We start from the raw sequence: 22486 nt of genomic DNA, 5'->3' as shown, positions 1-22486 counted from the left end.
GCCGCCTCCCAGGAGGCATCCCATGAAAACCATGTTGTCCAGCCTGTCCGTCGCCGGCCTGGCGTGCGCGCTGTCGGCGCCGGGCCTCGCACTGTCGCAGGAAGCTTATCCCGCCAAACCCATTCATCTCGTGGTTCCATTCCCGGCCGGTAGTGGCGGCGACGTGCAGGGGCGCCTGCTGGGAACCATGCTACAGAAGGAGCTGGGGCAGACGGTCGTGGTAGAGAACCGGCCGGGCGCGGGCGGCAATATCGGCGCGCAGTACGTGGCGCGTGCGGCAGCCGACGGCTATACCTTGCTGTATGGCACCAACGGCACCCACGCTATCAACAAGTCCCTCTACGGCGCCGCTACGGGCTTTGATCCGGTCAAGGATTTCGCCGCCATCGCGCAATTCACCAAACTGCCCCTGATCGTCGTGGTGCGCTCCGATTTCCCCGCCACCACCATGCCCGAGCTGCTCCGTCTCCTGAAGGACAACCCCGGCAAGTATGTCTACGGCTCGGGCGGCAATGGCACCACGTCGCACTTGGCCGCCGAGATGCTGGCGGCCAAGGCGGGCATCAGGATGGTGCACGTGCCGTACAACGGCAACGCGGCATCGCTCAAGGACCTGATGGGCGGACAAATATCGCTGATGATCGATGTCATGCCCATTCCCCTGCCCATGGTCAGGAACGGCCGGTTGCGCGGCCTGGCCGTCAGCAGTCCGGTGCGTTCGCCCCAGGTACCGGAGCTTCCCACCCTGGCCGAGAGCGGAGTCGCGGACTTCAGCGTCATGGCCTGGGACGGCCTGTGGGCGCCCGCCGGCACCTCGGTCGCCATCGTCGATCGCCTGAACGCAGCGGTGAACCGTGCCCTGGCCACGCCGGAGATTCGGCAGACGCTGAATGAGCGCGCGGTCGAGGCGGCCGGTGGGTCTCCCGCCGAATTCCGCACCCACGTAGAAGCGGAACTGCAAGCCTGGGGAGATGCGGTGCGGCGGTCCAACGCCAGGGTAGATTGAGCCGGGCCGAGACATTCGGTTGCATGAGCAACACACGCACGGAATGCGTGCCCACTAGAATCGATCCATCGGCATACCCGCGAAGAGGCTCACGATGGCGGCAGCGCAAGAGGGCGGCACTCCCCTGAAACGCGTGATGGGGCCCAAGTTGTTGCTACTGTTCATCGTGGGGGACATCCTGGGCACCGGCGTCTATGCCCTGACCGGCCAGGTGGCCGGCGAAGTGGGCGGGGCGGCCTGGGCGCCCTTCCTGGCCGCCTTCCTGATCGCGCTGCTTACCGCCTTCTCGTATCTCGAACTCGTCACGAAGTATCCCCGCGCGGCGGGCGCCGCGCTGTACGTACACAAGGCCTTCGGCCTGCACTTCCTGACCTTCATCATCTGCTTCACCGTGATGTGCTCGGGCCTGACCTCGGCCTCGACCGCTTCGCAGGCCTTCGCCGCCAACCTGTTCGTGTCCCTGGGCATCGACGCCAGTCCCACGCTGACCACGCTGGGCGCGGTGGGTTTCATGCTGCTGGTCATGTGCGTCAACCTGCGCGGCGTGTCCGAAAGCGTCAAGACCAACGTGGTGCTGACCCTGGTCGAACTGAGCGGCCTGCTGCTGGTGATACTGCTGGGTTTCTATGCGATCGCGGGCGGGCAGGCCGACTTCTCGCGCGTGGTGGCCTTCGATACGCCCGAGGACAAGAGTGTCTTCCTGGCCATCACCTCGGCCACCGCGCTGGCCTTCTACGCCATGGTGGGCTTCGAGGACTCGGTCAACATGGCCGAGGAAACCCACGACCCCAACCGCATCTTCCCCAAGGTGCTGTTGACCGGGCTGGGGCTGACGGCCACCATCTACGTGCTGGTGTCCATCTGCGCCGTGGCGTTGATACCCGTGGGCGAGCTGGCCTCCAGCTCTACGCCGCTGGTGCTGGTGGTCAAGCGCGCCGCGCCCGGCCTGCCTATGGAAGTGATCATGCCCGTCATCTCCATGTTCGCGGTCGCCAACTCGGCGCTGATCAACATGATGATGGCCAGCCGCCTGTTGTACGGCATGTCGCGCCAGGGCGTGCTGCCTTCCTTTCTTTCGCACGTGCACGCGCGCACGCAGACGCCGTGGACCGCCATCCTGTTCACCACCGTGCTGGCGGTGGGGTTGATCGTGCTGGTGTCCGCGGCCAGCGACTCCGAGGCCATCCGCGCGCTGGGCGGCACCACGGCCCTGCTGCTGCTGGGCGTGTTCGCGTTCGTCAACGTCGCGGTGCTGCTGCTGCGCGGCGACCGCGTCGGGCATCCGCATTTCCGCACCTGGACGCCGCTGGCCGTGCTGGGAGCGGTGGTGTGCCTGTTCATGGTCACGCCCTTCACCGGCCGCGATCCCATCCAGTACGAGGTGGCGGGATGGCTGCTGGCGCTGGGCGTGGTGATGTGGGGCGTGACCTACCTGGCGCGGCGCAGGGAAGCGGCGCGCCTGGATCCGGAAAGCCTGGGCTGACCGCCTACTGCCCGCCCACCTTCTCGATCAGCGCTGCCAGGCGCTGCATCTCGTCCTGGTCCAGGTCGGTCAGCGGCGCGCGGACCGGGCCCGCGTCGTGGCCGACCAGGCGGGCACCGGCCTTGACGATGCTGACCGCGTAGCCGGCGCGGCGGTTGCGGATTTCCAGGTAGGGCAGGAAGAACTCGTCCAGCAGGCGGCCGATGGTCTGCGCGTCGTCCTTGGCCACGGCCTGGTAGAACGCCATCGCGGTCTTGGGAATGAAGTTGAAGACGGCCGACGAATACACGGGCACGCCCAGTGCCTTGTAGGCCGCCGCGTAGACTTCCGCGGTCGGCAGCCCGCCCAGGTAGGCGAAGCGGTCGCCCAGGCCGCGGCGCACGCGCACCATGGCCTCGATGTCGCCCATGCCGTCCTTGAAGCCGATCAGGTTGGGGCAGCGGTCCGCCAGGCGCGACAGCGCCGCCGGCCCCAGCCGCGAGTTGGCGCGGTTGTAGAAGATCACGCCTATGTCCAGCGACTTGCAGACCTCTTCCACGTGGGCCTCGATGCCGGCTTCGCTAGCCTCGGTCAGGTAATGGGGCATCAGGAGGACGCCCTTGGCGCCCAGGCGCTGCGCTTCCTGCGCATAGGCGATGGCCGTGCGGGTGGGGCCGCCGGCGCCCGCCAGGATGGGAACGCGCTTCTCGCACACGTCCACCGCCGTCTTCACCACCGCCGAATAATCGGCCGGCGTCAGCGAAAAGAACTCGCCCGTGCCGCCCGCCGCGAACAGCGCGCTGGCCCCGTAGGGGGCCAGCCATTCCAGCCGGGCGGCGTAGCCCTTGGGCGCGAAATCGCCGTTCCGGTCGAAATCGGTGACGGGAAAAGAGAGCAATCCCTGGGAAATCGTGGCCTTCAGCTCTTGAGGGGTCATGACGGAATCCGGTAGTGAAAGGGGGACAAGTGATATGTCGTCAGTCATCGTACAACTTAAATTGGGAGAAGGCAATGATGCGGCGACGCGGTTTGCCGCCCGCGTGGGACGTTAGATGGTGGCCGCCGCCTCGTCGCCCTGGCCGGCGGCATAGGCCTGCCGCAGCTTTTCCCGGCTCCGGGCCAGATGGGCGCGCATCGCGGCGTGCGCGGCGTCCCCGTCCTGGCGGGCGATGGCTTCGTAGATCGCCAGGTGTTCGCGATGCACGCGCGTCAGGTAGGCCCGCCGGTCGTCGCGCGCCAGTTCGGCGGTATCGACGCGCGTCCGGGGAATGATGGTGGCGCCCATCTGCGCCAGGATCTCGTGGAAGTAGCGGTTGCCGGTGGCGATGGCCACCTGCTGGTGGAAGGCCAGGTCCGCCGTGACGGTGTCGCCGCCCGGCTCGATCTGCGCCTCGAACGCCGCCAGCGTGCGCCGCAGCTCCGCCAGGTCCTGTTCAGTGCGCCGCTGCGCGGCCAGGCGGGCGGCCTCGGTCTCGACCGTGATGCGCAGTTCAAGCACCGCCATCACGTCCAGCACCGTGACCGCATCCTTGGTATCGAGCCGCAGCGGCGCCACCGGCGGTTCCAGCAGGAAGGTGCCGATGCCGTGCCGGGTCTCGACCATGCGCGCCGCCTGCAGGCGCGAGATGGCCTCGCGCACCACCGTGCGGCTGACGCCGTACTCCTGCATGATCTCGGCTTCCGTCGGCAGCTTGTCGCCGGGCTTCCACATCTTGCCGTGGATTTTCTCGGACATGAGCTGCACGAGTTCTTCGGACAGACTTCGTGTGCGGCCTATGGAACGCATGCGCTGTGGATCTTCCCTGCACGGATTGAGGACCGGACGCGGCGGGCGGCCGGCAAGCGTGCATGGTACTACCGGTTTGCTCACCCTTCGGTCAGGTAGACCGACAGATCGGTTTCCGGAGGATTGACGCCGGCATCGAAGAACATCTCACAGACCCAGCCGCGGTGGTACGTCTTGTGGTTGACGATGTGCAGGAACATTCCGCCCCGGGCCATCTCGGCCGCCTGTCCCGATACGAAATTGAACTTCAACCGCTCGCCCAGGCTGTCCGGGGTCTGGCTGGCGGCCCAGTCGATGTACCACTGGTTGACCTTCAACTGCTCCACCACGAGGGTGTCCAGGTCGGGATGCAGCAGATCGCGGCGGGTCGAGAAGCCGTGTTTTTCCCCCAGCAGGTGGGCGCGCCAGATCAGGTCCACCTGGTAGTTGTGGTTCAACGTCCCGATCATCGATCCGAACAGCGTCTGGCGGCGTTGCGTGACCGCGCCTTCGGGCAGTGCCCGCATCGCTTTGAAAAGTACCTGGTCCGCCCAGTTGCCGTAGTTCGCCAGCATGGTGGCCGTTTCTGTCGTGAGCATGTCGCGAGTTCCTTGACGTTCCTGACTGACGGCAGGATATCAAGGTGAAACCGCGAACTAGCCCTATTTCCCCTGGCGATTCGGGCCCATTCTGGCGCGGGCAGTTTGCTAAACTGCCGCGTTTAGCAGCCCAGCGCCCTGCCGCCCTGCTTCCGGCCTATCGGGCGACTGCTCTGCCAAGCTGATATCGGACGCGCTTGACTGCATCGAAATCTTGTTGCGCTGTCGAGGCGTTATGGCGTGGGGTCGCTTTCGAAAGTGTGTCTTGGCGGTGTCGCTGCTCATGGCGATACTGGCGTACCTTGGCGCAGTGCCGGCCATCGCGGCCGATTTCGCCGACATTCGCAGCGCTTGCTGGGCATCCGGCGGATTGTCGGATGACCTCGTCGCGATGGCCAGGTCGGACGAGCGATGGTCCTGTGCCGATCGAGAATTTTCCATCGATGCGGAGCGGGCGCTGCTTCGTTTCGATCTTGGCCCGGACGGCCCCCTTCCCCGGTATTTTCTCTCGCGGCGCAGCGCACTCGAGGCGGTGCATCTGCTTGCGATCGACCAGGACGGTACGGTCCGGCAAAGCACCATTCCCGCCGCCGCCCTGTCCAGTTCGATGGTCGGCGGGTACTTCAAGGCTTCCCTGCCCGAGGTAACGCGCGTGACGAAGCAGATCGTCGTCGCCATTGACCTGCCCAGCCACCGGATGACGCTGGAGAAAGCCTATCTGGCGTCCGAGGATGCCGCGGGCGACGGCGCCGGTGCCTCGCGGCTCCTGGTCATCGTTTCCGCGCTTGCGGGCATGCTCGTCATGCCGCTGATCTTCAATGCGGCGTTCTATCAGGTACTGCGCAAACCGTTCGTGCTCTGGCATTCGGCGCTCACGCTGTCGCTGCTGATGACCCTGCTGGTCTCGTCGAACATCTCGGTCGTGCTGTTCGATCCGCCCGCGATGACGCTGAGCTGGATGACGACGGTGATCTTCGGAGCAACCGTCGCTTCCGGCACGATGTTCACCTACAGCTTCATCGAGTCCGGACTGATGCATCCCGTTCTTCGGCGCATGCTGCCGTATTGCGCGGTGTGGGCAATATTCCTGAGTGCATTGCACGCGGCGTTCCCGTTCGTTGCGCGGCCCGTGCAATCGAGTGCCTACACGGCGGCGTTCGCGCCGATCCTTATCGTTTTCATCCTGTCGATGATCGACGCGCTGCGCCGTGGAAGCCGTGCCGCGAAGTTCCAGACAGTCGGATACACGCCCATGGTGTTCGTCGGGCTGACCCGCCTGGTGACGGGGGTGACGCCCTGGTTCCACAGCGCTGACGCCATGCTCATGTTCTACGCGGGTTGCCTGTGTGAAGTCCTCTTCACGACGCTTGGCGTGGCGGACCGCTTCATGACGATGAAGCGAGAGCGGGATCGTGCGCGCACCGAAGCCTATCTGCTTGAACGGCTTTCCGAAACCGACCCCTTGACGGGATTGTTCAACCGGCGGGCGATCGAAAGACAGTTCGCGCGGCTTCGAGTCGAAGGCTTCGACACGCTGGCCGTCATCGATCTCGATCATTTCAAGGCGATCAATGACTTGAACGGGCATGCGGTCGGAGACGCGGTGCTCAAGGCCGTGGCCAGCGCCATCGAGGCCGGTCCGGACGTTGTGGCCTATCGCCTTGGCGGCGAAGAGTTCGTGCTTTTCCTGCGTGGCGAGGATGCCGGTATCGAGGCCGAGCGGCGGCGACAGGCGATCCCCGCAATCGTTGCCGATAGGGTTCCGGGGCTCGGACGACCCGTTACCGCCAGCATGGGCGTGGCGAGAGCCTTGGACGATGAAGGCTTCGTGAAGCTCTATGAACGGGCCGACAAGCTGCTTTACGAAGCCAAGAGCGCGGGGCGTAATCGAACCCGGACTGCCGTCAGGTCAATAGCCGCGTCCGGAACTCTTCGGGGCGAACGAGCGACGCTTGCATAGCGAAGGCGCCGCGCCTATCGAATGCAGTCCCGCCCGTCGTTCTTCGCCTGGTACAGGGAGCGGTCGGCACGCTCCATCAGGGCCAGGAGGTTGTCGCCCGCACGAGCGACGGCGATCCCGAAGCTCGCGGTGGGGTGGCAGGCGTGCGCGAAGATGCCAGGTGCCGCGGCCTTGAACGCGGACCGGGCGGTATCGGCCATGGCGTGGGCCGCAGCGGCCAGTCCCGGCGGCAGCAGGACCGCGAATTCCTCGCCGCCTATGCGTCCCACGACGGCGTCGCGCGGCGCCTTGTCCTTCAGGATGTCGGAAAAGGCCCGGATGACCTTGTCGCCGTCCAGGTGCCCGAAGCGGTCGTTGATGGCCTTGAAGTGATCCAGGTCGGTCAGGATGAGGGCGGCGGGCGCGCTGCCGGTCTGTCGAGCCAGCAGGGGCATGGCGCGCGATTCGAAGCCGCGGCGGTTGAACAGGCCGGACAGCATGTCGATCTGGGCTTCGGCCTTGAACCGGTCCATCACGTCGACGGCGATGACCGCGAAAATGGCTGCCGCCAGTGTCGAGCAGATCAGCGTGTCGGAGATCGACACCACGATCCAGTAGACGGCTTCGGACTGCGCGGGGCCGATCCAGGAAATCAGGAAGGTCAGGGGCCGTACGGCGAAGCTCAGGAGCGCGATGACGATCTGGGCGAACAGCAGTTGTTCGACCGGTGTCCGCTGGCGGCGCGTGGCCAGGTCGGCCAGCATCACGAAGCAGATCGAGGCCAGCCCCAGGTTGATGATGGCGGCCCGCATCGGCAGGTTGTCCTGTACCAGCAGAAAGAAGCCTCTGCCCACCAGCGATATCGCCGTCATGGCCGTCAGGCTGCCGTAGTGCGGCCGGATCCGCAGCCGCTTGGAAATCGCGATGGACAGCAGCATCGTTGCTATCAGGATCAGCGTATTGGCCGCCATGCGCAGTGCCAGCATGTCCAGCGCGAAGGCGGCATACAGGCTGCCGAAGGACAGGATTCTTACCGCGTACGAGCCTACGAGGATGGCGATATAGCCCAGTTCGCGCTGGTAGTACCAAAGGGCCAGCAAGCTTGCGCCGAAGATCGCCGACATGGAGGTATTCAGCACCCCGATGACGAATTCAACGCTCATGCCGCACCGGTCGGGGTGGGGCGTATCGGATCTCGTCGGGCAGAAGGACAGGCGGTCATAGGGGGATGAGCAACCCGGGCGCATGTTTGAGCGACCGTGATTGTAGGGGCCATCGAGGAGGATGGTCGATACGGAATGGTCGATTGTTGATGGACCCGGCGTGGCCGTGCCTATCGTTCCCTCAATGGCCGTCGGAACTGCACCGCCTCGGCCATGTGCGGGCTGCCGATCTCGGCCGCGCCCGCCAGGTCTGCCACCGTCCGCGCCACCTTCAATACCCGGTGCGCCGTGCGCGCCGACCACGCGAACTGCTTCATGGCCTGTTTCCACAAGGCTCGGGCGGCGGCATCGGGACGGCAGTAGGCGTCGACCTGCCCCGGTGCGAGGGCCGCGTTGGCGCAGCCCTGCCGGCGATGCTGCAGGTCCAGGGCGGTCTCGACTCGCTGGCGCACGGCGGCGGTGGGTTCGCCGGGAGGCAGGTCGGCCCAGTCGTCGCCGGCGGCGGGGACCTCGACCTGGAGATCGATGCGATCGAGCAGCGGGCCGGACAGCCGTGCCCGGTAGGCGGCCACCTGGTCGGGCGTGCAGGCGCAGGCCTTCACGTTGCTGCCGTGCCAGCCGCACCGGCAGGGGTTCATCGCGGCCACCAGCTGGAAGCGCGCCGGATAGTCGGTGCGGTGCTGGGCGCGTGCGATGGAGACGCGGCCGGTTTCCAGCGGTTCGCGCAGGGTATCGAGCACGTGCCGGCCGAACTCGGGCAGTTCGTCCAGGAACAGCACGCCCAGGTGGGCGAAGGTGATTTCCCCGGGCCGGGGCCGAGTGCCTCCGCCCACCAGCGCGGCACCCGATACCGAATGGTGCGGCGCGCGGAACGGCCGCAGGCCGAAGGGGGGCGCGGGGCCGGGCGCAAGACTGGCGATGGCGGCGGCTTCCAGCGCGTCGTCATGCCGCAGCGGAGGGAGCAGGCCGGGCAGGCGCTGCGCGAGCATGCTCTTGCCCGAACCCGGCGGCCCCAGCATCAGCAGGTTGTGGCCGCCGGCCGCCGCGACCTCCAGGGCCCGGCGTGCGCCGTACTGGCCCTTGACGTCGGACAGGCAGGGCGGCAGGCCGGCGGCGGCATCGGCGTGGCCGGCCGTGGCGGTCAGCACCTGTTTTTCCTCCAGGTGCGCCACGACATCGCGCAGCGTGGCGGCGCCGTAGACCCGCAGTCCCGGCACCCGCGCCGCCTGTCCGGCGCTGCCGGCGGGCAGCAGCAGTTCGGCGCCCGGCTGGCGCCGCGACAACGACAGGGCAATGGCCAGGGCACCCGCGACGGGCACCAGCGCGCCGGTCAGCGACAGTTCGCCGGCCAGCACCAGCCGGGCCAGCGGCGGGACGGCGTCCCGCGCGCGAACGCGGCCGGCCAGCGAGGGCATGGCGATCTGCCCGGATGCCAGCAGCACGCCCACCGCGATGGGCAGGTCGAAGCGCCCGGATTCCTTGGGCAGGTCGGCGGGCGCCAGGTTGACGGTCAGCCGGCCCGCCGGGAAGTCGAAGCCGGAACTGAGCAGCGCGGCACGCACGCGCTCGCGGCTTTCGCGCACCTCGGTATCGGCCAGGCCGACCATGGTGAAGGAAGGCAGGCCCGGCGCCAGGTGGACCTCGACGCGCACCGGCGGCGCGTCGATGCCGGTCAGGGCGCAGCTGGCAAGGACGGCAAGAGTCATGGCGGCAGGGGGAAAGGAAAGCCGCAGTATCCGTCCAAACGCGGCGCGCCCGGCGGCCGGGCGGGACAAAGGTGTCCCAGCGAAGCCACCCGCCATGACCGCGTATGATTCCCACCATGAAACCACTCGATCTGACCCAGAGCGGCAGCGCGTTGCTGGACGGTCCGGCGGGAGACCTGGAGGTCGTGTTCGACCTGCCCGGCGGCGCCGTGACCGGTCTCGCGGTTGTCACTCATCCTCATCCGCTGCAGGGCGGGAACGCCCGGCACAAGATTCCCCAGTTCCTGGCGCGGGCGCTGTGCGACGCGGGCTGGCTGGTCGCCCGGCCCAATTTCCGTGGCGTGGGACACAGTACCGGTCCGCATGGCGAAGGCGAGGGCGAGACCGACGACGTGCTGGCGCTATGCCACGCGCTGCGCGACGCTCGTCCCGGCACGCGGCTGGCGCTGGTCGGGTTTTCCTTCGGCGCGTTCGTGCAGGCCCGGGTGGCGCGGGCCTTGGCCGATCGCGGCGATCCGGCCTGGCGCGTGTGCCTGGCCGGGATGCCGGCTGGCGACATCCCGGGAAGGCGCCGCTACGATCCGCCCGCGGACGTTCCGGATGCGATGGTGGTCCACGGCGAACTGGACGACCGTGTTCCTTTGCCGCTGGTATTCGACTGGGCGCGGCCTCGCATGCAGCCGGTGGTCGTGGTGCCGGGCGCCGACCATTTCTTCTCGGGGCGGCTGCCGGTGCTGCGTTCGCTGGTGATGGCGCACCTGGCTGGCTGAGCGGTCAGGTGCGGCGCTGCGTGATGGCCACCCCCGCGATGCAGAGGAACATGCCGCCCACCAGCGTGACGGTCAGCGGTTCGTCCAGGAAGAGGGTGGCGGTGATGACGGCGAATGCCGTCTGCAGCAGGCCATACGGCGCGACCCGCGCCATCGAATAGCGGCCGATCAGCCAGAACCAGAGTCCGAAGCCGGCGATGCCTCCCAGGAGCACGGTGTAGGCCAGCGCCAGCCAGGCCGAGCCGGGGGCGGATCGCAGCGCGTCGATCTGGCCGGTTTCCATCGCCAGCGACATGACGAAAATCTGCGGCAGTGCGAGGGTGGACATCCAGGCGACCAGCATGAACGGATCGAAGGGGCCGTAGCGCTTCGTCAGCACGCCGCCCATGGCCAGGCCGAAGGCCGCGCCGACGAACATGAGCGTGGGCAGCAGCGCGACCTGCGCGCCGGGATCGACGGTGGCCAGGGCCACGCCCCCGAACGCGATGGCCACGCCCAGCAGGACGCGCAGCGGCGGACGTTCGCCCAGCAGCGGCCAGGCCAGCAGCACCGTGAACGGCGTCGCCAGCTGGATGGCCACGCCGGCCAGGCTGGCCTGACCTTGCCCCAGTCCCATGAAGATCAGCGAGAAGTTCAGGCCGCCCATGAAGATGGAGATCAGGATGACAGGCCACACCTGGTCGCGCCGTGGCCGGGGCACGAAGGGAAGCAGGATGGCCGAGAGGATGGCGAAGCGCAGCGACACGAAGAACAGCGGCGGGAACGCCGCGAGGCCGATCTTGATGACGACGAGTTGGGCGCCCCAGATCAGCGGGGCGAGGATGGCGCAGGCAATGGCAACGGGAGGCATGGACGGAATCTACTGGGCGAGGTAGCCGCCGTCCACCGGAAGGATGTGCCCCGTGATCATCGAGGCGGCGGGGCTGGCCAGGAACAGCATGGCCTCGGCCACGTCCTCGGGTTCGGCCAGCCTTCCCAGCGGAGTCAGGGCATCGATGCGCGTACGGACGTCGGCCGAGAGTTCGCCGATGAACGAGGTGCGGGTCCAGGTCGGCGCCACGGCGTTGACCCGAATCCGGCGCGGCGCCCACTCGATCGCCAGCGACCGCGTCATGTTGACCACCGCGCCCTTGGCGGTATGGTAGGCCGCGTTGGGATACAGGCTTCCGCCGGACAGCCCCATGATGGATGCGGTGTTGACGATGCAGCCACCCGCCGCGCCCATGTTGCGCACCGCTTCCCGCGCGCACAGGAAGGCGCCGGTCACGTTGACGTCCAGGACCTGCCTCCACATCTCCAGCTCCAGTTCCAGGGCGCCCTTGCGGATCGAGATGCCGGCGTTGTTGATCAGGATGCCGATGGGGCCGTGATGCGCGCGGATGGAAGCGAACACGGGGCCGATACCGCCCGCATCCTGGACATCCAGTTCCCGGGCGTCGCCGTCGCCCAGCGCCTGCGCGGCGGCCCGGGCGGCGGGGCCGTCGCGGTCGACGATCACCACTCGGGCTCCCGCTTCGCGCAGCAGTCCGGCGCATGCGAGGCCGATGCCGTGGGCGCCGCCGGTCACGACGGCAAGCTGGCCTTGCACCCGGTATCGATCCATCGTTCCCGGCCTTGGCTTCGATTGCATGAAAAGCTTCCTCTTCTGGTTGCGCGTGGCGGTCAGTCGTCCAGCCGCAGGCCGGCCTGCTTGATGACGGCGCCCCAGGCGTCCGTGTCGCGCTGGATGCGGGCGGCGAACTGCCCGGGATCGAGGTCCGGGTTCTCGTAGCCCAGCAGCCGGTAGCGTTCGACGATCTGCGGCGACTTCAGGACGGCGGCGACGTCGTCGCTGATGCGCTGCTTGATCGCCTCGGGCGTGCCGGGCGGCGCGAACAGGCCGACCCAGGCCTGCACGTCGTACCCCTTCGTGTCCGGGCTTTCGTCCACCGAAGGCACCTGCGGATGGATGGGCGAGCGCGTGGGCGCGGCGATCGCGAGATAGCGCAGCTTGCCCGCCTTCTCCAACGGTCCAGCGCTGGCGTCGCTGCCCAGCGTCCACCCGACTTCCCCGGCGGTGACGGCGGCCATCAACTGGCCCATGTCCTTGAACGGCACGTGCAGCATCTCGATGCCTTTCAGCGATTGCAGCCGCAGTCCGCCCAGGTGTCCGGGACTGCCCACGAACCACGATCCATAGGTCACCCGGCCGGGTTGCTCCCTGGCGGCCCGGATGATGTCCCCCAGCGTCTTGTAGGGGCTGTTCGCGCCGACCACGACGAAGAACGCGGTATTCAGGATCGGCCGTATCGGTTCGAAGTCCTTTCGCGGGTCGTAGGGCAGCTTGCGGAAGGTGTGCGGATGCGTCGCGATGTGGCTGCTGAGATAAGGAGTGACCGCGAAAGCGGTGGAGCTGACCAGGACGTTGTAGCCATCGGCCGGCGCCTTGGCCGTCGCCTGGATCGAGATCAGCGCCCCCGCCCCGGCGCGGCTCTCGACCACCACCGGATGCGATGTGGTTTCGGTGATCTTCTGGGCGAAGATGCGGCCCACCACGTCCTGGGGGCTGCCGGTCGAGGCCGTGATGAACTTGATCGGCTTGCTGGGATAGGCCTGCGCCAACGCAGCGGGGGCGGCGCCCAGGGAAAGTGCGATGCCGAGCAGCCGAACGCGATTGTTCAGGGTCATCAGCGTCTCCATGATGTCTGTCTTGTTGGGGATTCCACAGGCGTCGGGCCGGGTCTGCTGACCTGCCGGAGCCGCGTACGCCGTGGAGGGCCCCAGTATTCTAGGCAGGCCGCAAGCGGGGAAATGTGCTGTTCATGCAGGAACAGTTGATCGCTGTTGTGCCGTTGGCATGGATGGAAACCCGTGCTACGGGAGGGAGGCTCTGCGCGAGCCTCGAGTCAGGCGGAGCGCGACTCGGAAAGTTCCTTGTAGAACGCGAACGAGTCAACCAGGTTCTGCCTGGCAATGCGCCTGGCCAGGGCGGCGTCCTTCTGTTCGAACGCCTCGAGCAACTGGAGATTCCGTTCGTACGAGGCTTCCTTGGCCTGTCTGGACCTCAGCGTCGCAAGCCGGACGGTCTCCGCATGGTCCTGCAAATGATTGATGGTAGCTACGAGCCGCTCATTGGGAACCACCGCCAGCCAACTGGAACGGAAGGCTCGGTTGGCCTTCATCATCGCGGGTGTGTCGTCGTCGGCAAGCGCGCGCTTGGCGGCGTCCAGGTCCGCCCGCAACGTCCGGATGAACTCGGGAGTGACCTGTTGGACCGCCAACTTGGCGGCATGGGGCTCGAGGAGCATCCGGATGTCGAAGATGTCCTTGATCTCCTGCATGGAGAACTGCCGCAAGGCAAAGCCCCGCGTGGTGACGTTCAGATAGCCTTCGGTCTGCAGTTGCAGCAGCGCCTCGCGCACCGGCATGCGCGAGACGTTCATCGTCGCGGCGACGTCCAGGTCGACGATCCGGTCGTCCGGGGAATAGGCGCCGGACAGGATCTTCTGCTTGATGTCGGCATAGACGACATCTTTGATTTTTATCTTGACGACCATTTATCTGTACGTAACGAATCCCTGCGAGCCGGGAAGAGCTCGCTTCATCTGCATGTGTCTCGGGGTAACAGCCGGAGGGCCCGTATGCCGGAGTGTACATGAACGCCCCGTGCTTTCCGGCGCGGCTGCCTAGCTGCCCGGCCGTTGCGCGCCTATTGGAAGAATAGCTCGCAGTCTCCCGCCGACCATGCATCGACGATGGCGCGTGCCACCTCGGCCGGGGCGAGTTTCGGGATGGTCAGGCCGTCGGTCAGGCGTGTGTCGATTGCCGTGGGATAGACGTTCAACACATGGAAACCCTTGTCGCCGGCAACCTGGCGCAGCGATACGCATAACGAATGCAGGGCCGCCTTCGAGGCGCTGTAAGTGGCGCAGAAGTAGTTGGGAGCGATCGCCAGGGCGCTGATGACGTTCACGAAGCCGGCGGCCGGGCGCCCGGCCAGCCGGGGCAGGTAGTGATGGATTAGGTTTAGCGTGCCGAGGACGTTGGTGCGCAGCTCTTCGTCCAGTGCCTGCGTGGCCTGGGGAGAGTCGAGCGGGGTATTCCGGTTGATGCCGGCATTGTTCACGACATAGTCGACGTCCGGCAGGCGGGGCAGGGGCGTTGCGCCCAGCTCCATGAATACCGGCGTAACGCCTGGCAGGTCTAGTTCGGCCGGCACGCCGGCCGAGCGGTGCCCCGCGTAGACACGGGTCCCCCGCGCCGACAGTTCATGGACGAGCGCCAGCCCCAATCCCCGCTGGCTTCCCGTCACCAGGACCGTCAGTTCTTCCAGCGCAATTCCCGTCGTTTGCCGCACGCCCATCTCCGTCGAGGTTGTCGCCAAGTCGGCCAGGCTTGCGGTCCGATTCAAGGCTTCCAATTTCAATACAGTATACTATATACTGTATTTTCAAATTAGCAGCTTTCGGCGTAACCATGACGACTTCCTCGTTTCCCCTTGTCCCGGCTCCGTTCCAGCGGCACATCATCCATTTGCTGCGCGAGCGCGCCCGCCGCGCCCCGGGGCGGATCCTGGTATCGGGCGGCGGCCGGGAGCTCAGTGCCGAGGCGCTGCTGGAAACTTCCGGCAGGCTGGCGGCCACGCTGGCCGAGGCGGGCCTGCGCAAGGGGGACCGGGTTGCCATCCAGCTTGGCAACCGGCTGGAGTTCCTGGAGGCTTTCACGGCCTGCGCGCAGCTCGGCCTGTTCCTGGTGCCCGTCAATACGGCCTCCAAGGGCCACCAGCTCGCCTACTACCTGCAGAACTCGGCATCCCGGGCGCTGATCACCGAGTCCGGGCAGATGCCTCATCTCATGAGCGCGCTGGAGTGCGACGCCGGCACCATCAACGGCCTTGCCCGCATCTGGTTCGTGGATGCGCCGCCGGCATCCTCCGCACAGCTGAAGAATGCGCAGCTTCTGGAAAAGAAGTCCGCACCGCTGTCGGAAGGCGATCCGGGCGAGGCGTCCGAGCCTGCGCTGGTCATGTATACGTCCGGCACCTCCGGGCCGTCGAAGGGGGTGATGTGTTCGCATGCGCAGCTCTACTGGTGGGGTCACTACTCGATCGCGAACATCGGCATCCGCGAGGATGACGTGCTCTACACCTGCCTGCCGCTGTTCCACGTCAATGCCCTGAACACGTTCTACCAGGCACTGGTATCGGGGGGACGGATGGTGATAGGCGAGCGCTTTTCGGTCTCGCGCTTCTACCGGCACCTGATCGAAAGCGATGCCACGGTGACGTACCTGCTGGGCGCGATGGTGCCCATGTTGCTTTCCCGGCCTGCCGATGCGTCCGAGCGCCAGCATCGGGTGCGTGTCGCCCTGGCGCCGGGCGTGCCGGAAAAGTACTTCCAGGAATTCGAGCCGAGAACCGGCATTCGGATGATTGACGGCTTCGGCTCCACGGAATCGAATTTCGTCATCGGCAGCAGCTTGGAAGACCGCAAGCCGGGATGGATGGGCAAGGTCATCGACGGTTTCGAGGCCAGGGTCGTGGACGAGCAGGACAACGAAGTGCCCCACGGCACGCCGGGCGAGCTGGTGCTCCGGGCGCGCGAGCCATTCGCTTTCGCCCTGGGCTACTTCGGCATGCCGGACAAGACGATCGAGGCTTGGCGCAACCTCTGGCTGCACACCGGTGACCGGGTGGTCCGGGACGAGGCGGGGTATTTCAAGTTCCTCGACAGGCTGAAGGACAGCATCCGGCGGCGAGGCGAGAACATCTCGTCCTACGAGGTCGAGCAGGTGGTCGGGCTCATGCCAGGGGTCGAGCACGTCGCGGTATATGCCGTGCCATCGGAACTGGCCGAGGACGAGGTCATGTGCGCGATCGTGCCGAGGGCAGGGCATGGGATTGCCGGCCTGGACGTCGTCAGATGGTGCGAGTCGCGCATGCCGCATTTCGCGGTCCCGCGATTCGTGCGCTTCGTCGACGACCTGCCCAAGACCGAGAACGGCAAGGTGCAGAAGTACAAGCTGCGCCAGGAAGGTGTCACGGCCGATACGTGGGACCTCGCTGCATCAGGCCATGCGGTGAAGCGATGAACAGCGCGCGACTGCATGCCGCGTCGGAGCTTCCCTATGTGCGCCGCACGACGGCCACCACGGAAGAACTGCTGGCGGGCGCCTTCGAGGCCCTGCTCGAAGCTGGCGGACTGGAAGCCAGGGATGTGGACGGCCTGGGCGTTGCGTCCTTCACGCTCAAACCCGACCGTTGCATCGACATGGCCTGGCGCCTGGGCCTGAACATCCGCTGGTCGCTCGACGACGGCCATGGCGGCGCCTCGGGCGTCAACATGCTCAGGCACGCCATCGCCGCGATCGAATGCGGGCACGCCCGACATATTGCCCTGCTGGCGGGCGACGTGTTCGGCCCCGACGATTTCAAGGAACTGGCGGCCAACTACAACGGCACGACGCGCCAGTACCTGGCCCCGCTGGGCATCGCCAACCCCAACACGCTTTTCGCCCTGCTGACGCAGCGCCACATGCGCAAGCATGGGCTGGAGCGGGCGGACTATGGCGCGCTGGCGGTCGGCCAGCGCAACTGGGCGTCGGCCAATCCGAATGCGGTGTACCGCAGCCCGTTGTCCCTGGAGGACTACCTGGCCGCTCCCCGCGTCGCCGATCCCCTGTGCATCTATGACTGCGTTCCGGTCGTGGCGGGAGCCAATGCGATACTCCTCAGCCACGTTTCCGCGCTTCCGGCCGGATCGCCGGCGATCCGGATCAAGGCGATCGACTGCAACTACAACTTCGACGACCAATCGGGGGATGGCCTGACGACGGGGCTCAGGGCCATTTCCGACCGCCTGTTCGCGAACGCCGGCGTGCGGCGGGAGGAGCTGGACCTTGTCTCCGTCTATGACGACTACCCCGTCATGGCGCTCGTGCAGTTGGAAGATCTGGGCATCGTCGCGCCGGGCGAACTGCGATCGTTCCTGAACGACAGAGTGCTGGCCGGCCGGTTTCCACTGAATACATCGGGGGGGCAGCTATCCGCCGGCCAGGCCGGCGCGGCCGGCGGCCTGCATGGTCTCACCGAAGCGGCGCTGCAGCTCCTGGGGCGTGCCGGCGAGCGCCAGCTGTCCAAGGCAGACCGTGCCCTGGTGTCGGGCTACGGCATGGTCGAGTACCGGTACGGTATGTGTGCCAATGCCGCCATTCTCGAGAGGGCGCAATGAGCTTCACTTACTACGAATGCGCGCACTGTCATCGCGCGACGTTTCCACGGCGGCGCCTGTGCGCCCGGTGCGGCCATGGCGCTTTCGACGCGCGCACGCTGCTGGAAGCCCAGGTGTGTGGCTACACCGAAGCGCACAGACGTCCGGCCGAATGGCCTTACCCCTATCTTGTCGAACTCCGGGCGGAGCGGCAGGACCTCAATTTTCTGGCCGTATCCCGCTTTGCTCCCGCTCCCGGCGAGACGGTCAAGGTCCTTCTGTCCGCAACGGGTTTGGCGCATATCGAAAGGTGACAGCATGGGATCGTTCATCGATGTATCGGACCGCTTCGGCGGGTACTTGTCGCTTCCCGAGGAGCAACGCGGCCCGCTCCTCCTGGTCCTTCAGGAGATATTCGGAGTCAATGACAACATCCAGTCCGTGTGCGATGAGTTTGCGCAAGAGGGATACGTCGCCTTCGCACCCGACCTGTTCTGGCGCCAGCGGCCGGGCATCCGGCTGGAGCCGCGGGCGCCCGGCGCCATGGAGCAGGCCTTGGGCCTCCTCGATCGGTTTTCCGACGACGAGGCCATGGACGATCTGCGCCGCAGCATAGCCTTCCTGAAGGCCCGCTATGCGTGCGAGGGCGACGTCGGCGCCGTCGGCTATTGTCTGGGCGGACGCATCGCCTATCTCGCGCTGCTGCATACCGAGGTGCGCGTTGCGGCTTCCTACTACGGGGTCGGGCTGGAGCAGGTAATCGGCCAGGCCTTGCCGCCAGGGAAGAAGGCGTTGCTGCATGTGGCCGGACAGGATACGTATTGTCCTCCCGCCGCCCAGCGCGTGCTGGTCGAGGCGGGCAGGGCTTCGCCGGCCGTACGGGTGCATCTGTATCCCGAGTGCCATCACGCGTTCGCGCGGCAGGGCGGAGATCACTTCGAGGCCGTCTCCGCATCCAACGCATACGACAGGACCATCGTGTTCCTGAAATCGCACATCGGCCCCCGCTACGATCTGGAGGCGCTGTGGGAGGCGCATCTGGATTTCGAATTCACGACGCGGGACGCCGGTAAGACCATGGCCACCATGGTGCCGTCGCCCTACGTCAACCACATTCCCACGATGACGGGCGGGGTAGGTTATGCGGACCTGCATCGCTTCTACAGCGAGTATTTCATTCCCTGCAATCCTGCGGACATGAAGCAGATCAGCGTGTCCCGCACGGTCGGGGTCAACCAGATCGTCGACGAAGTGATCATGAGCTTCACCCATGACCGGGCGATCGAGTGGCTGCTGCCCGGGGTCGCGCCCACTGGCAAGTTCGTCAAGTTCGGTCTCATCGGCGTGGTGAAGTTCCGGGGCAACAAGATCTGCCACGAGCATATCTACTGGGACCAGGCGAGCGTGCTGGCCCAGGTCGGCCTCATCGACCCGGCGGGGTTGCCGGTGCTGGGCGCGGAGGCCGCCGAGAAGATCCTGGACAACGGCCTGGCAAGCAACCGATTGATCGCTACCTGGTAGGAAGCCCATGGGTACGCTGCGCTCTCGCCTGACGTTCGATGTCGTGGCCGGGGAAATCCGCGACCAGGACCGGCGCTACCTGCTCATGCGGCCCGACGTGCTGATGGGCATGCTGCATGAGCTGGACGAGCTGACCCGCCTCCGGGTGCTGAGGATGATGGCTGCCTCCGCCGCCCGCCATGGCGGCAGGAGCGTGCAGGCATACATCAGCCACATGCCAGCCGCGGAATTGTCCGGTTTCATGCAAGAGGCCTCCGCCGATCTGGGCTGGGGCGCCTGGCGGATCGAACATCAGGCGTCATCCGTGGAACTGACGGTGGTCAACAGCCCCTTCGCCCAGGGATATGGCGCTGCCCTCCATCCCGTATGCGCGCCTATCGCCGGCGTCTTCCAGGCCATGGCCTCCGCCGTGCTGGGCGCCCCCGCCGCCGTGGAGGAGGTGGAGTGCGCCGCCATGGGGCGGCACGCCGCATGCCGCTTCATCGCCACGCCGGCACCCGTCACCACCCAGGATCACTTGCGATGAATCACTCCGTTCCTTACCGCCAGGCGCCGGCTGCCGACCAGCTATTCGACGGCGACCGCGTGCATCGGGATGTCTACCTCGACCCGCAGGTGTTCGACCTGGAATGCGAGCGTCTGTTCGCGCGCGGCTGGGTCTACGTGGGACATGCGAGCCAGGTGCCGAATCCCGGCGACTTCATCACCACCTGGATCGCGCGGCTTCCGGTGATCATGATCCGGCAGCCGGATGGGCAGATCCAGGTACTGCCCAATCGCTGCGCCCACAAGGGGGCAATGATCGTCTCGCAGCCCTCGGGCAATGCAGGGAAGCTGCTGCGGTGTCCGTATCACGCCTGGACCTACCGTCTCGACGGTTCGACGCTTGGCATTCCGCTGCGTGCGGGCTACGAAGGAAGCCGTCTTCTCCAGACGGAAGCGGCACAAGGCCTGGAACGGCTCGCCAGCGAAACCTACCGCGGCTTCGTCTTCGCGCGCGCTGCGCCGGAGGGGCTGCCATTCCGCGAATATTTCGGCGACATGCTTTCCGTGCTGGACAATCTGGCCGACCGCTCGCCGCAGGGCGAGCTTCGGATCGCGGGGGGCAGCCTGCGCAGCGTGATTGCATGCAACTGGAAGATGTACATCGAGAATGTCGTCGACGCCGTCCACCCGATATCGACCCACGAGTCGGCCTGGCAGACGGCGCGCGATGCCGCCCAAGGCTGGCCGGACGAAACACCTCTTCCAACCGAATTGGCCCAGTTGTTGCCTTTCGGCTCGGGCCATGATTTCTACCGAGACGCCGGGGCGCGGGTGCATGCCCATGGCCACTGCATCCTGGGGATCCGGGGAAGCATTCATTCCGGCTACGCGCCAGTCCCGGGGTATGAGGAATCGCTGCAGGCGGCACTCGGCGAGGCGCGGACGAAGGCCGTGCTGGCGTTCACGCCACAGAACTCCGTGCTGTTTCCCACGCTGGCGCTCAAGAGCTCGCCGCAGACCTTGCGGATCGTGCGGCCGCTGGACGTCGGCCGCACGCTGGTGGAGATCTTCGCGCTGGAGCCCGTGGGGGCACCGCCCGAACTGCTGCGCCGTACGTTGACGTACAACCGGTTGGTCTTCTCGCCTGCCTCGATCGTGGCGCACGACGACATCCACGTATTCGAAACCATGCAGCGGGCGTTGGTCCACCGCGGCAACCCTTGGGTGAGCCTGCATCGCGAGCATCATGGCGAGGAACGGGAGTTGCCGGCGGAGGCCAGCGGCAACAGCGAGCTGCCCATGCGCAATTTCTATCGGGCCTGGAGCGCCCTGATGGCTACGGACTGACCGGCCGGACACGGCGGAATCCGCTCATTTCCTTTTTCGACGGCGAACCCCCATGAACGTATCAAATGCCACGCGCGAGGCTCTTGCGGAATTCATCTACGAGGAAGCACGGCTGCTCGACGAGAAGCGCCTGGATCAATGGCAGGACTTGTTTACCTCAGACGGCGTCTATTGGATACCGCTGGGCTGCGATCAGCAGGATCCGGTCGACCATGCCTCGATTACGTACGAGGATCGCCTGCTCCTGAAGCTGCGCATAGACCGCCTGCAGCAGCCGCGAGCCTATTCGCAGCAGCCCGCCAGCCGATGCCTGCACGTCTTGCAGCTCCCGAGACTGGAGGGGGCCGATGGCCGGATGTACCGCATGCGCACACCGATGATCTACTGCGAAGCCCGAGGCGACGAGCAATGGACCTATGCCGCCGTCGCCAGGCATGAACTGGTGCCGCACGAGGACACGTTCAGGATACGATTGAAGCGCGTCGATCTGCTCAATGGCGACGCGCCGCTGCCTGCGATTCAGCTCTTCCCGTAGCGGCCTGCCGGCCTCAGTCGATCGTGGCGCCGGTGGCCTTGACGATGGGGCCGTATTTCTCGAGTTCGGAACGGATCAGGCCGTCGAACTCCCGGGGTGACATCGTCAGCCTGGTATAGCCGCGGTCTTGCAGCATGCGAGCGATGGCCGGGGTGTCCAGCGCTTTCTGGAAAGCCGCGTGCAAGCGATCGACGACGGCTGCGGGTGTTCCCTTGCGCGCCACCACGCCTACCCAGAAATCCATCGAGATCTGCGGCATTCCCAGTTCCCGCAGGGTGGGTGTCTCGGGAAACAGCGGGTGGCGATGCTCGGCCGCGATGGCCAGCGGCCGAACCTGGCCGTTGCGGACGAGCCCGACTACGGTCGGCACGGCGTCGAACATGAGGTCCACTTCTTGGCTCAGTACAGCCTGGATCGCCTGGGGCGCGCCGCGGTACGGGACGTGCAGCAGATTCGCTTTCGGAAAGGCGGCGCCAATCATGTGGCCGAACAGATGCGGGGCGGTGCCCTGCCCGGGCGATGCGTATTTGATGAAGTCGCCGTTGGCCAGCGCCGTCCTGAAGGCGGATATGTGCGGTATGCGGCCCTTGGGATTGGAGAACATCACCATGGGGGCCGTCGTCAACGTGGCGATACCCTCGAAGTCGGCGCGGGGATCGTAGGCCAGTTGCTTGTAGAGATGGGGATTCAGGGCAAAGACGCCGCCAGGCGCGGCAAGCAGCGTATACCCGTCCGCCGGCGCCTGCAGGAGCGCAGTCGCCGCAACCTGCGCGCCGCCGCCCGGCTTGTTTTCCACCACGATGGGTTGGCCGAGGTCGGCCGACAGCTCGGGACTCATCGCGCGCACGATGTTGTCCACCGCGCCGCCCGCCGTGAACGGGATCAGGATCTTGATGTATCTGTCCGGATACCCGCCCGCATGGGAGGACGGCGACCAGAGGCAGGCGGGGAGCAGAAGCAGGGGCAGGATGCGTTTCATGGCGGCTCGAAAACAAGGGGG

The 22486-nt window shown here is 66.4% G+C and carries 22 protein-coding genes; 11 read left to right on the top strand and 11 right to left on the bottom strand.

Annotation, left to right across the window (positions count from 1 at the left end):
• Positions 1–22 precede the first annotated feature (22 nt).
• Positions 23–1006, top strand: coding sequence for a tripartite tricarboxylate transporter substrate binding protein (locus R4823_RS27345; protein WP_243724690.1), 984 nt, complete (start codon positions 23–25; stop codon positions 1004–1006).
• 94 nt (positions 1007–1100) lie between these two features.
• A complete protein-coding gene (locus tag R4823_RS27340; RefSeq protein ID WP_338616871.1) occupies positions 1101–2489 on the top strand; it encodes an APC family permease in 1389 nt (462 codons plus the stop codon).
• A gap of 4 nt (positions 2490–2493) precedes the next feature.
• Here the strand turns inward: R4823_RS27340 and kdgD are convergent, their stop codons facing one another.
• The 3 genes from kdgD to R4823_RS27325 all read right to left on the bottom strand — a co-directional run bounded on the left by kdgD (position 2494) and on the right by R4823_RS27325 (position 4832).
• Entirely contained in the window at positions 2494–3405 is a 912-nt protein-coding gene (gene kdgD / locus R4823_RS27335; RefSeq protein WP_338616870.1) for a 5-dehydro-4-deoxyglucarate dehydratase, read from the bottom strand.
• Positions 3406–3516: 111 nt separating this feature from the next.
• Complete coding sequence (locus R4823_RS27330) at positions 3517–4254, bottom strand: FadR/GntR family transcriptional regulator (RefSeq protein WP_087836605.1); 738 nt, start codon at positions 4252–4254, stop codon at positions 3517–3519.
• An 80-nt stretch (positions 4255–4334) separates the two neighbouring features.
• On the bottom strand, positions 4335–4832 hold the full coding sequence (locus tag R4823_RS27325; protein ID WP_087836604.1) for a DinB family protein: 498 nt from the start codon (positions 4830–4832) through the stop codon (positions 4335–4337).
• Positions 4833–5103: 271 nt separating this feature from the next.
• Here R4823_RS27325 and R4823_RS27320 point away from each other — a divergent pair, with 271 nt between their 5' ends.
• On the top strand, positions 5104–6792 hold the full coding sequence (locus R4823_RS27320) for a GGDEF domain-containing protein (RefSeq protein ID WP_243724699.1): 1689 nt from the start codon (positions 5104–5106) through the stop codon (positions 6790–6792).
• Positions 6793–6806: 14 nt separating this feature from the next.
• Here R4823_RS27320 and R4823_RS27315 read toward each other — a convergent pair whose 3' ends face one another.
• Both R4823_RS27315 and R4823_RS27310 read right to left on the bottom strand, forming a co-directional pair.
• Positions 6807–7934, bottom strand: a complete 1128-nt coding sequence (locus tag R4823_RS27315; RefSeq protein ID WP_338616869.1) for a GGDEF domain-containing protein — start codon at positions 7932–7934, stop codon at positions 6807–6809.
• A 170-nt stretch (positions 7935–8104) separates the two neighbouring features.
• Positions 8105–9640, bottom strand: coding sequence for a YifB family Mg chelatase-like AAA ATPase (locus R4823_RS27310; RefSeq protein ID WP_132980665.1), 1536 nt, complete (start codon positions 9638–9640; stop codon positions 8105–8107).
• Between the two features lie 116 nt (positions 9641–9756).
• Between R4823_RS27310 and R4823_RS27305 the strand changes: the two genes are divergently transcribed.
• The gene (locus tag R4823_RS27305) at positions 9757–10410 is read left to right on the top strand and encodes an alpha/beta fold hydrolase (RefSeq protein WP_243724692.1); all 654 of its coding nucleotides are present in this window, start codon (positions 9757–9759) and stop codon (positions 10408–10410) included.
• Between the two features lie 4 nt (positions 10411–10414).
• On the opposite strand, the gene R4823_RS27300 is transcribed toward R4823_RS27305, so the two are convergent.
• The 5 genes from R4823_RS27300 to R4823_RS27280 all read right to left on the bottom strand — a co-directional run bounded on the left by R4823_RS27300 (position 10415) and on the right by R4823_RS27280 (position 14746).
• Positions 10415–11260 carry an EamA family transporter gene (locus R4823_RS27300; protein WP_087836600.1) on the bottom strand — a complete coding sequence of 282 codons (846 nt, stop codon included), beginning with the start codon at positions 11258–11260 and terminating at the stop codon, positions 10415–10417.
• Positions 11261–11269: 9 nt separating this feature from the next.
• Positions 11270–12040: an SDR family oxidoreductase gene (locus R4823_RS27295; protein WP_243724693.1), complete on the bottom strand. Its 771-nt coding sequence runs from the start codon at positions 12038–12040 to the stop codon at positions 11270–11272.
• Between the two features lie 32 nt (positions 12041–12072).
• Complete coding sequence (locus R4823_RS27290) at positions 12073–13077, bottom strand: tripartite tricarboxylate transporter substrate binding protein (protein WP_338616867.1); 1005 nt, start codon at positions 13075–13077, stop codon at positions 12073–12075.
• Between the two features lie 218 nt (positions 13078–13295).
• Positions 13296–13946, bottom strand: coding sequence for a GntR family transcriptional regulator (locus tag R4823_RS27285; protein WP_338616866.1), 651 nt, complete (start codon positions 13944–13946; stop codon positions 13296–13298).
• Between the two features lie 152 nt (positions 13947–14098).
• A complete protein-coding gene (locus R4823_RS27280) occupies positions 14099–14746 on the bottom strand; it encodes an SDR family NAD(P)-dependent oxidoreductase (RefSeq protein ID WP_338616865.1) in 648 nt (215 codons plus the stop codon).
• Between the two features lie 119 nt (positions 14747–14865).
• On the opposite strand from R4823_RS27280, the gene R4823_RS27275 reads away from it, so the two are divergent.
• Genes R4823_RS27275 through R4823_RS27245 form a run of 7 tightly spaced genes read left to right on the top strand, consistent with a single transcriptional unit; the run spans position 14866 to position 21486 of the window.
• Positions 14866–16479: an ATP-dependent acyl-CoA ligase gene (locus R4823_RS27275; RefSeq protein WP_338616864.1), complete on the top strand. Its 1614-nt coding sequence runs from the start codon at positions 14866–14868 to the stop codon at positions 16477–16479.
• Positions 16476–17618: a thiolase family protein gene (locus R4823_RS27270; RefSeq protein WP_338616862.1), complete on the top strand. Its 1143-nt coding sequence runs from the start codon at positions 16476–16478 to the stop codon at positions 17616–17618. The genes R4823_RS27275 and R4823_RS27270 overlap by 4 nt, the downstream gene beginning before the upstream one ends.
• On the top strand, positions 17615–17911 hold the full coding sequence (locus R4823_RS27265; protein ID WP_338616861.1) for a hypothetical protein: 297 nt from the start codon (positions 17615–17617) through the stop codon (positions 17909–17911). The genes R4823_RS27270 and R4823_RS27265 overlap by 4 nt, the downstream gene beginning before the upstream one ends.
• Positions 17912–17915: 4 nt before the next feature.
• Positions 17916–19118 carry a dienelactone hydrolase family protein gene (locus tag R4823_RS27260; protein WP_338616860.1) on the top strand — a complete coding sequence of 401 codons (1203 nt, stop codon included), beginning with the start codon at positions 17916–17918 and terminating at the stop codon, positions 19116–19118.
• 7 nt (positions 19119–19125) lie between these two features.
• Complete coding sequence (locus R4823_RS27255) at positions 19126–19644, top strand: 4-vinyl reductase (RefSeq protein WP_338616858.1); 519 nt, start codon at positions 19126–19128, stop codon at positions 19642–19644.
• On the top strand, positions 19641–20951 hold the full coding sequence (locus R4823_RS27250; protein ID WP_338616856.1) for a Rieske 2Fe-2S domain-containing protein: 1311 nt from the start codon (positions 19641–19643) through the stop codon (positions 20949–20951). Before R4823_RS27255 ends, R4823_RS27250 begins: the two co-directional genes overlap by 4 nt.
• A gap of 52 nt (positions 20952–21003) precedes the next feature.
• Positions 21004–21486, top strand: a complete 483-nt coding sequence (locus R4823_RS27245) for an aromatic-ring-hydroxylating dioxygenase subunit beta (protein WP_338616855.1) — start codon at positions 21004–21006, stop codon at positions 21484–21486.
• Between the two features lie 13 nt (positions 21487–21499).
• On the opposite strand, the gene R4823_RS27240 is transcribed toward R4823_RS27245, so the two are convergent.
• Positions 21500–22465, bottom strand: a complete 966-nt coding sequence (locus R4823_RS27240) for a tripartite tricarboxylate transporter substrate binding protein (protein ID WP_338616853.1) — start codon at positions 22463–22465, stop codon at positions 21500–21502.
• Positions 22466–22486: the final 21 nt, after the last annotated feature.

The organism is Pigmentiphaga sp. CHJ604, from assembly GCF_036972535.1.
Taxonomy (GTDB): Bacteria; Pseudomonadota; Gammaproteobacteria; order Burkholderiales; family Burkholderiaceae_B; genus Pigmentiphaga; species Pigmentiphaga daeguensis.
The sequence above is the reverse complement of the archived record's forward strand: the minus strand, read 5'-3'. Positions and strand labels throughout refer to the sequence as shown.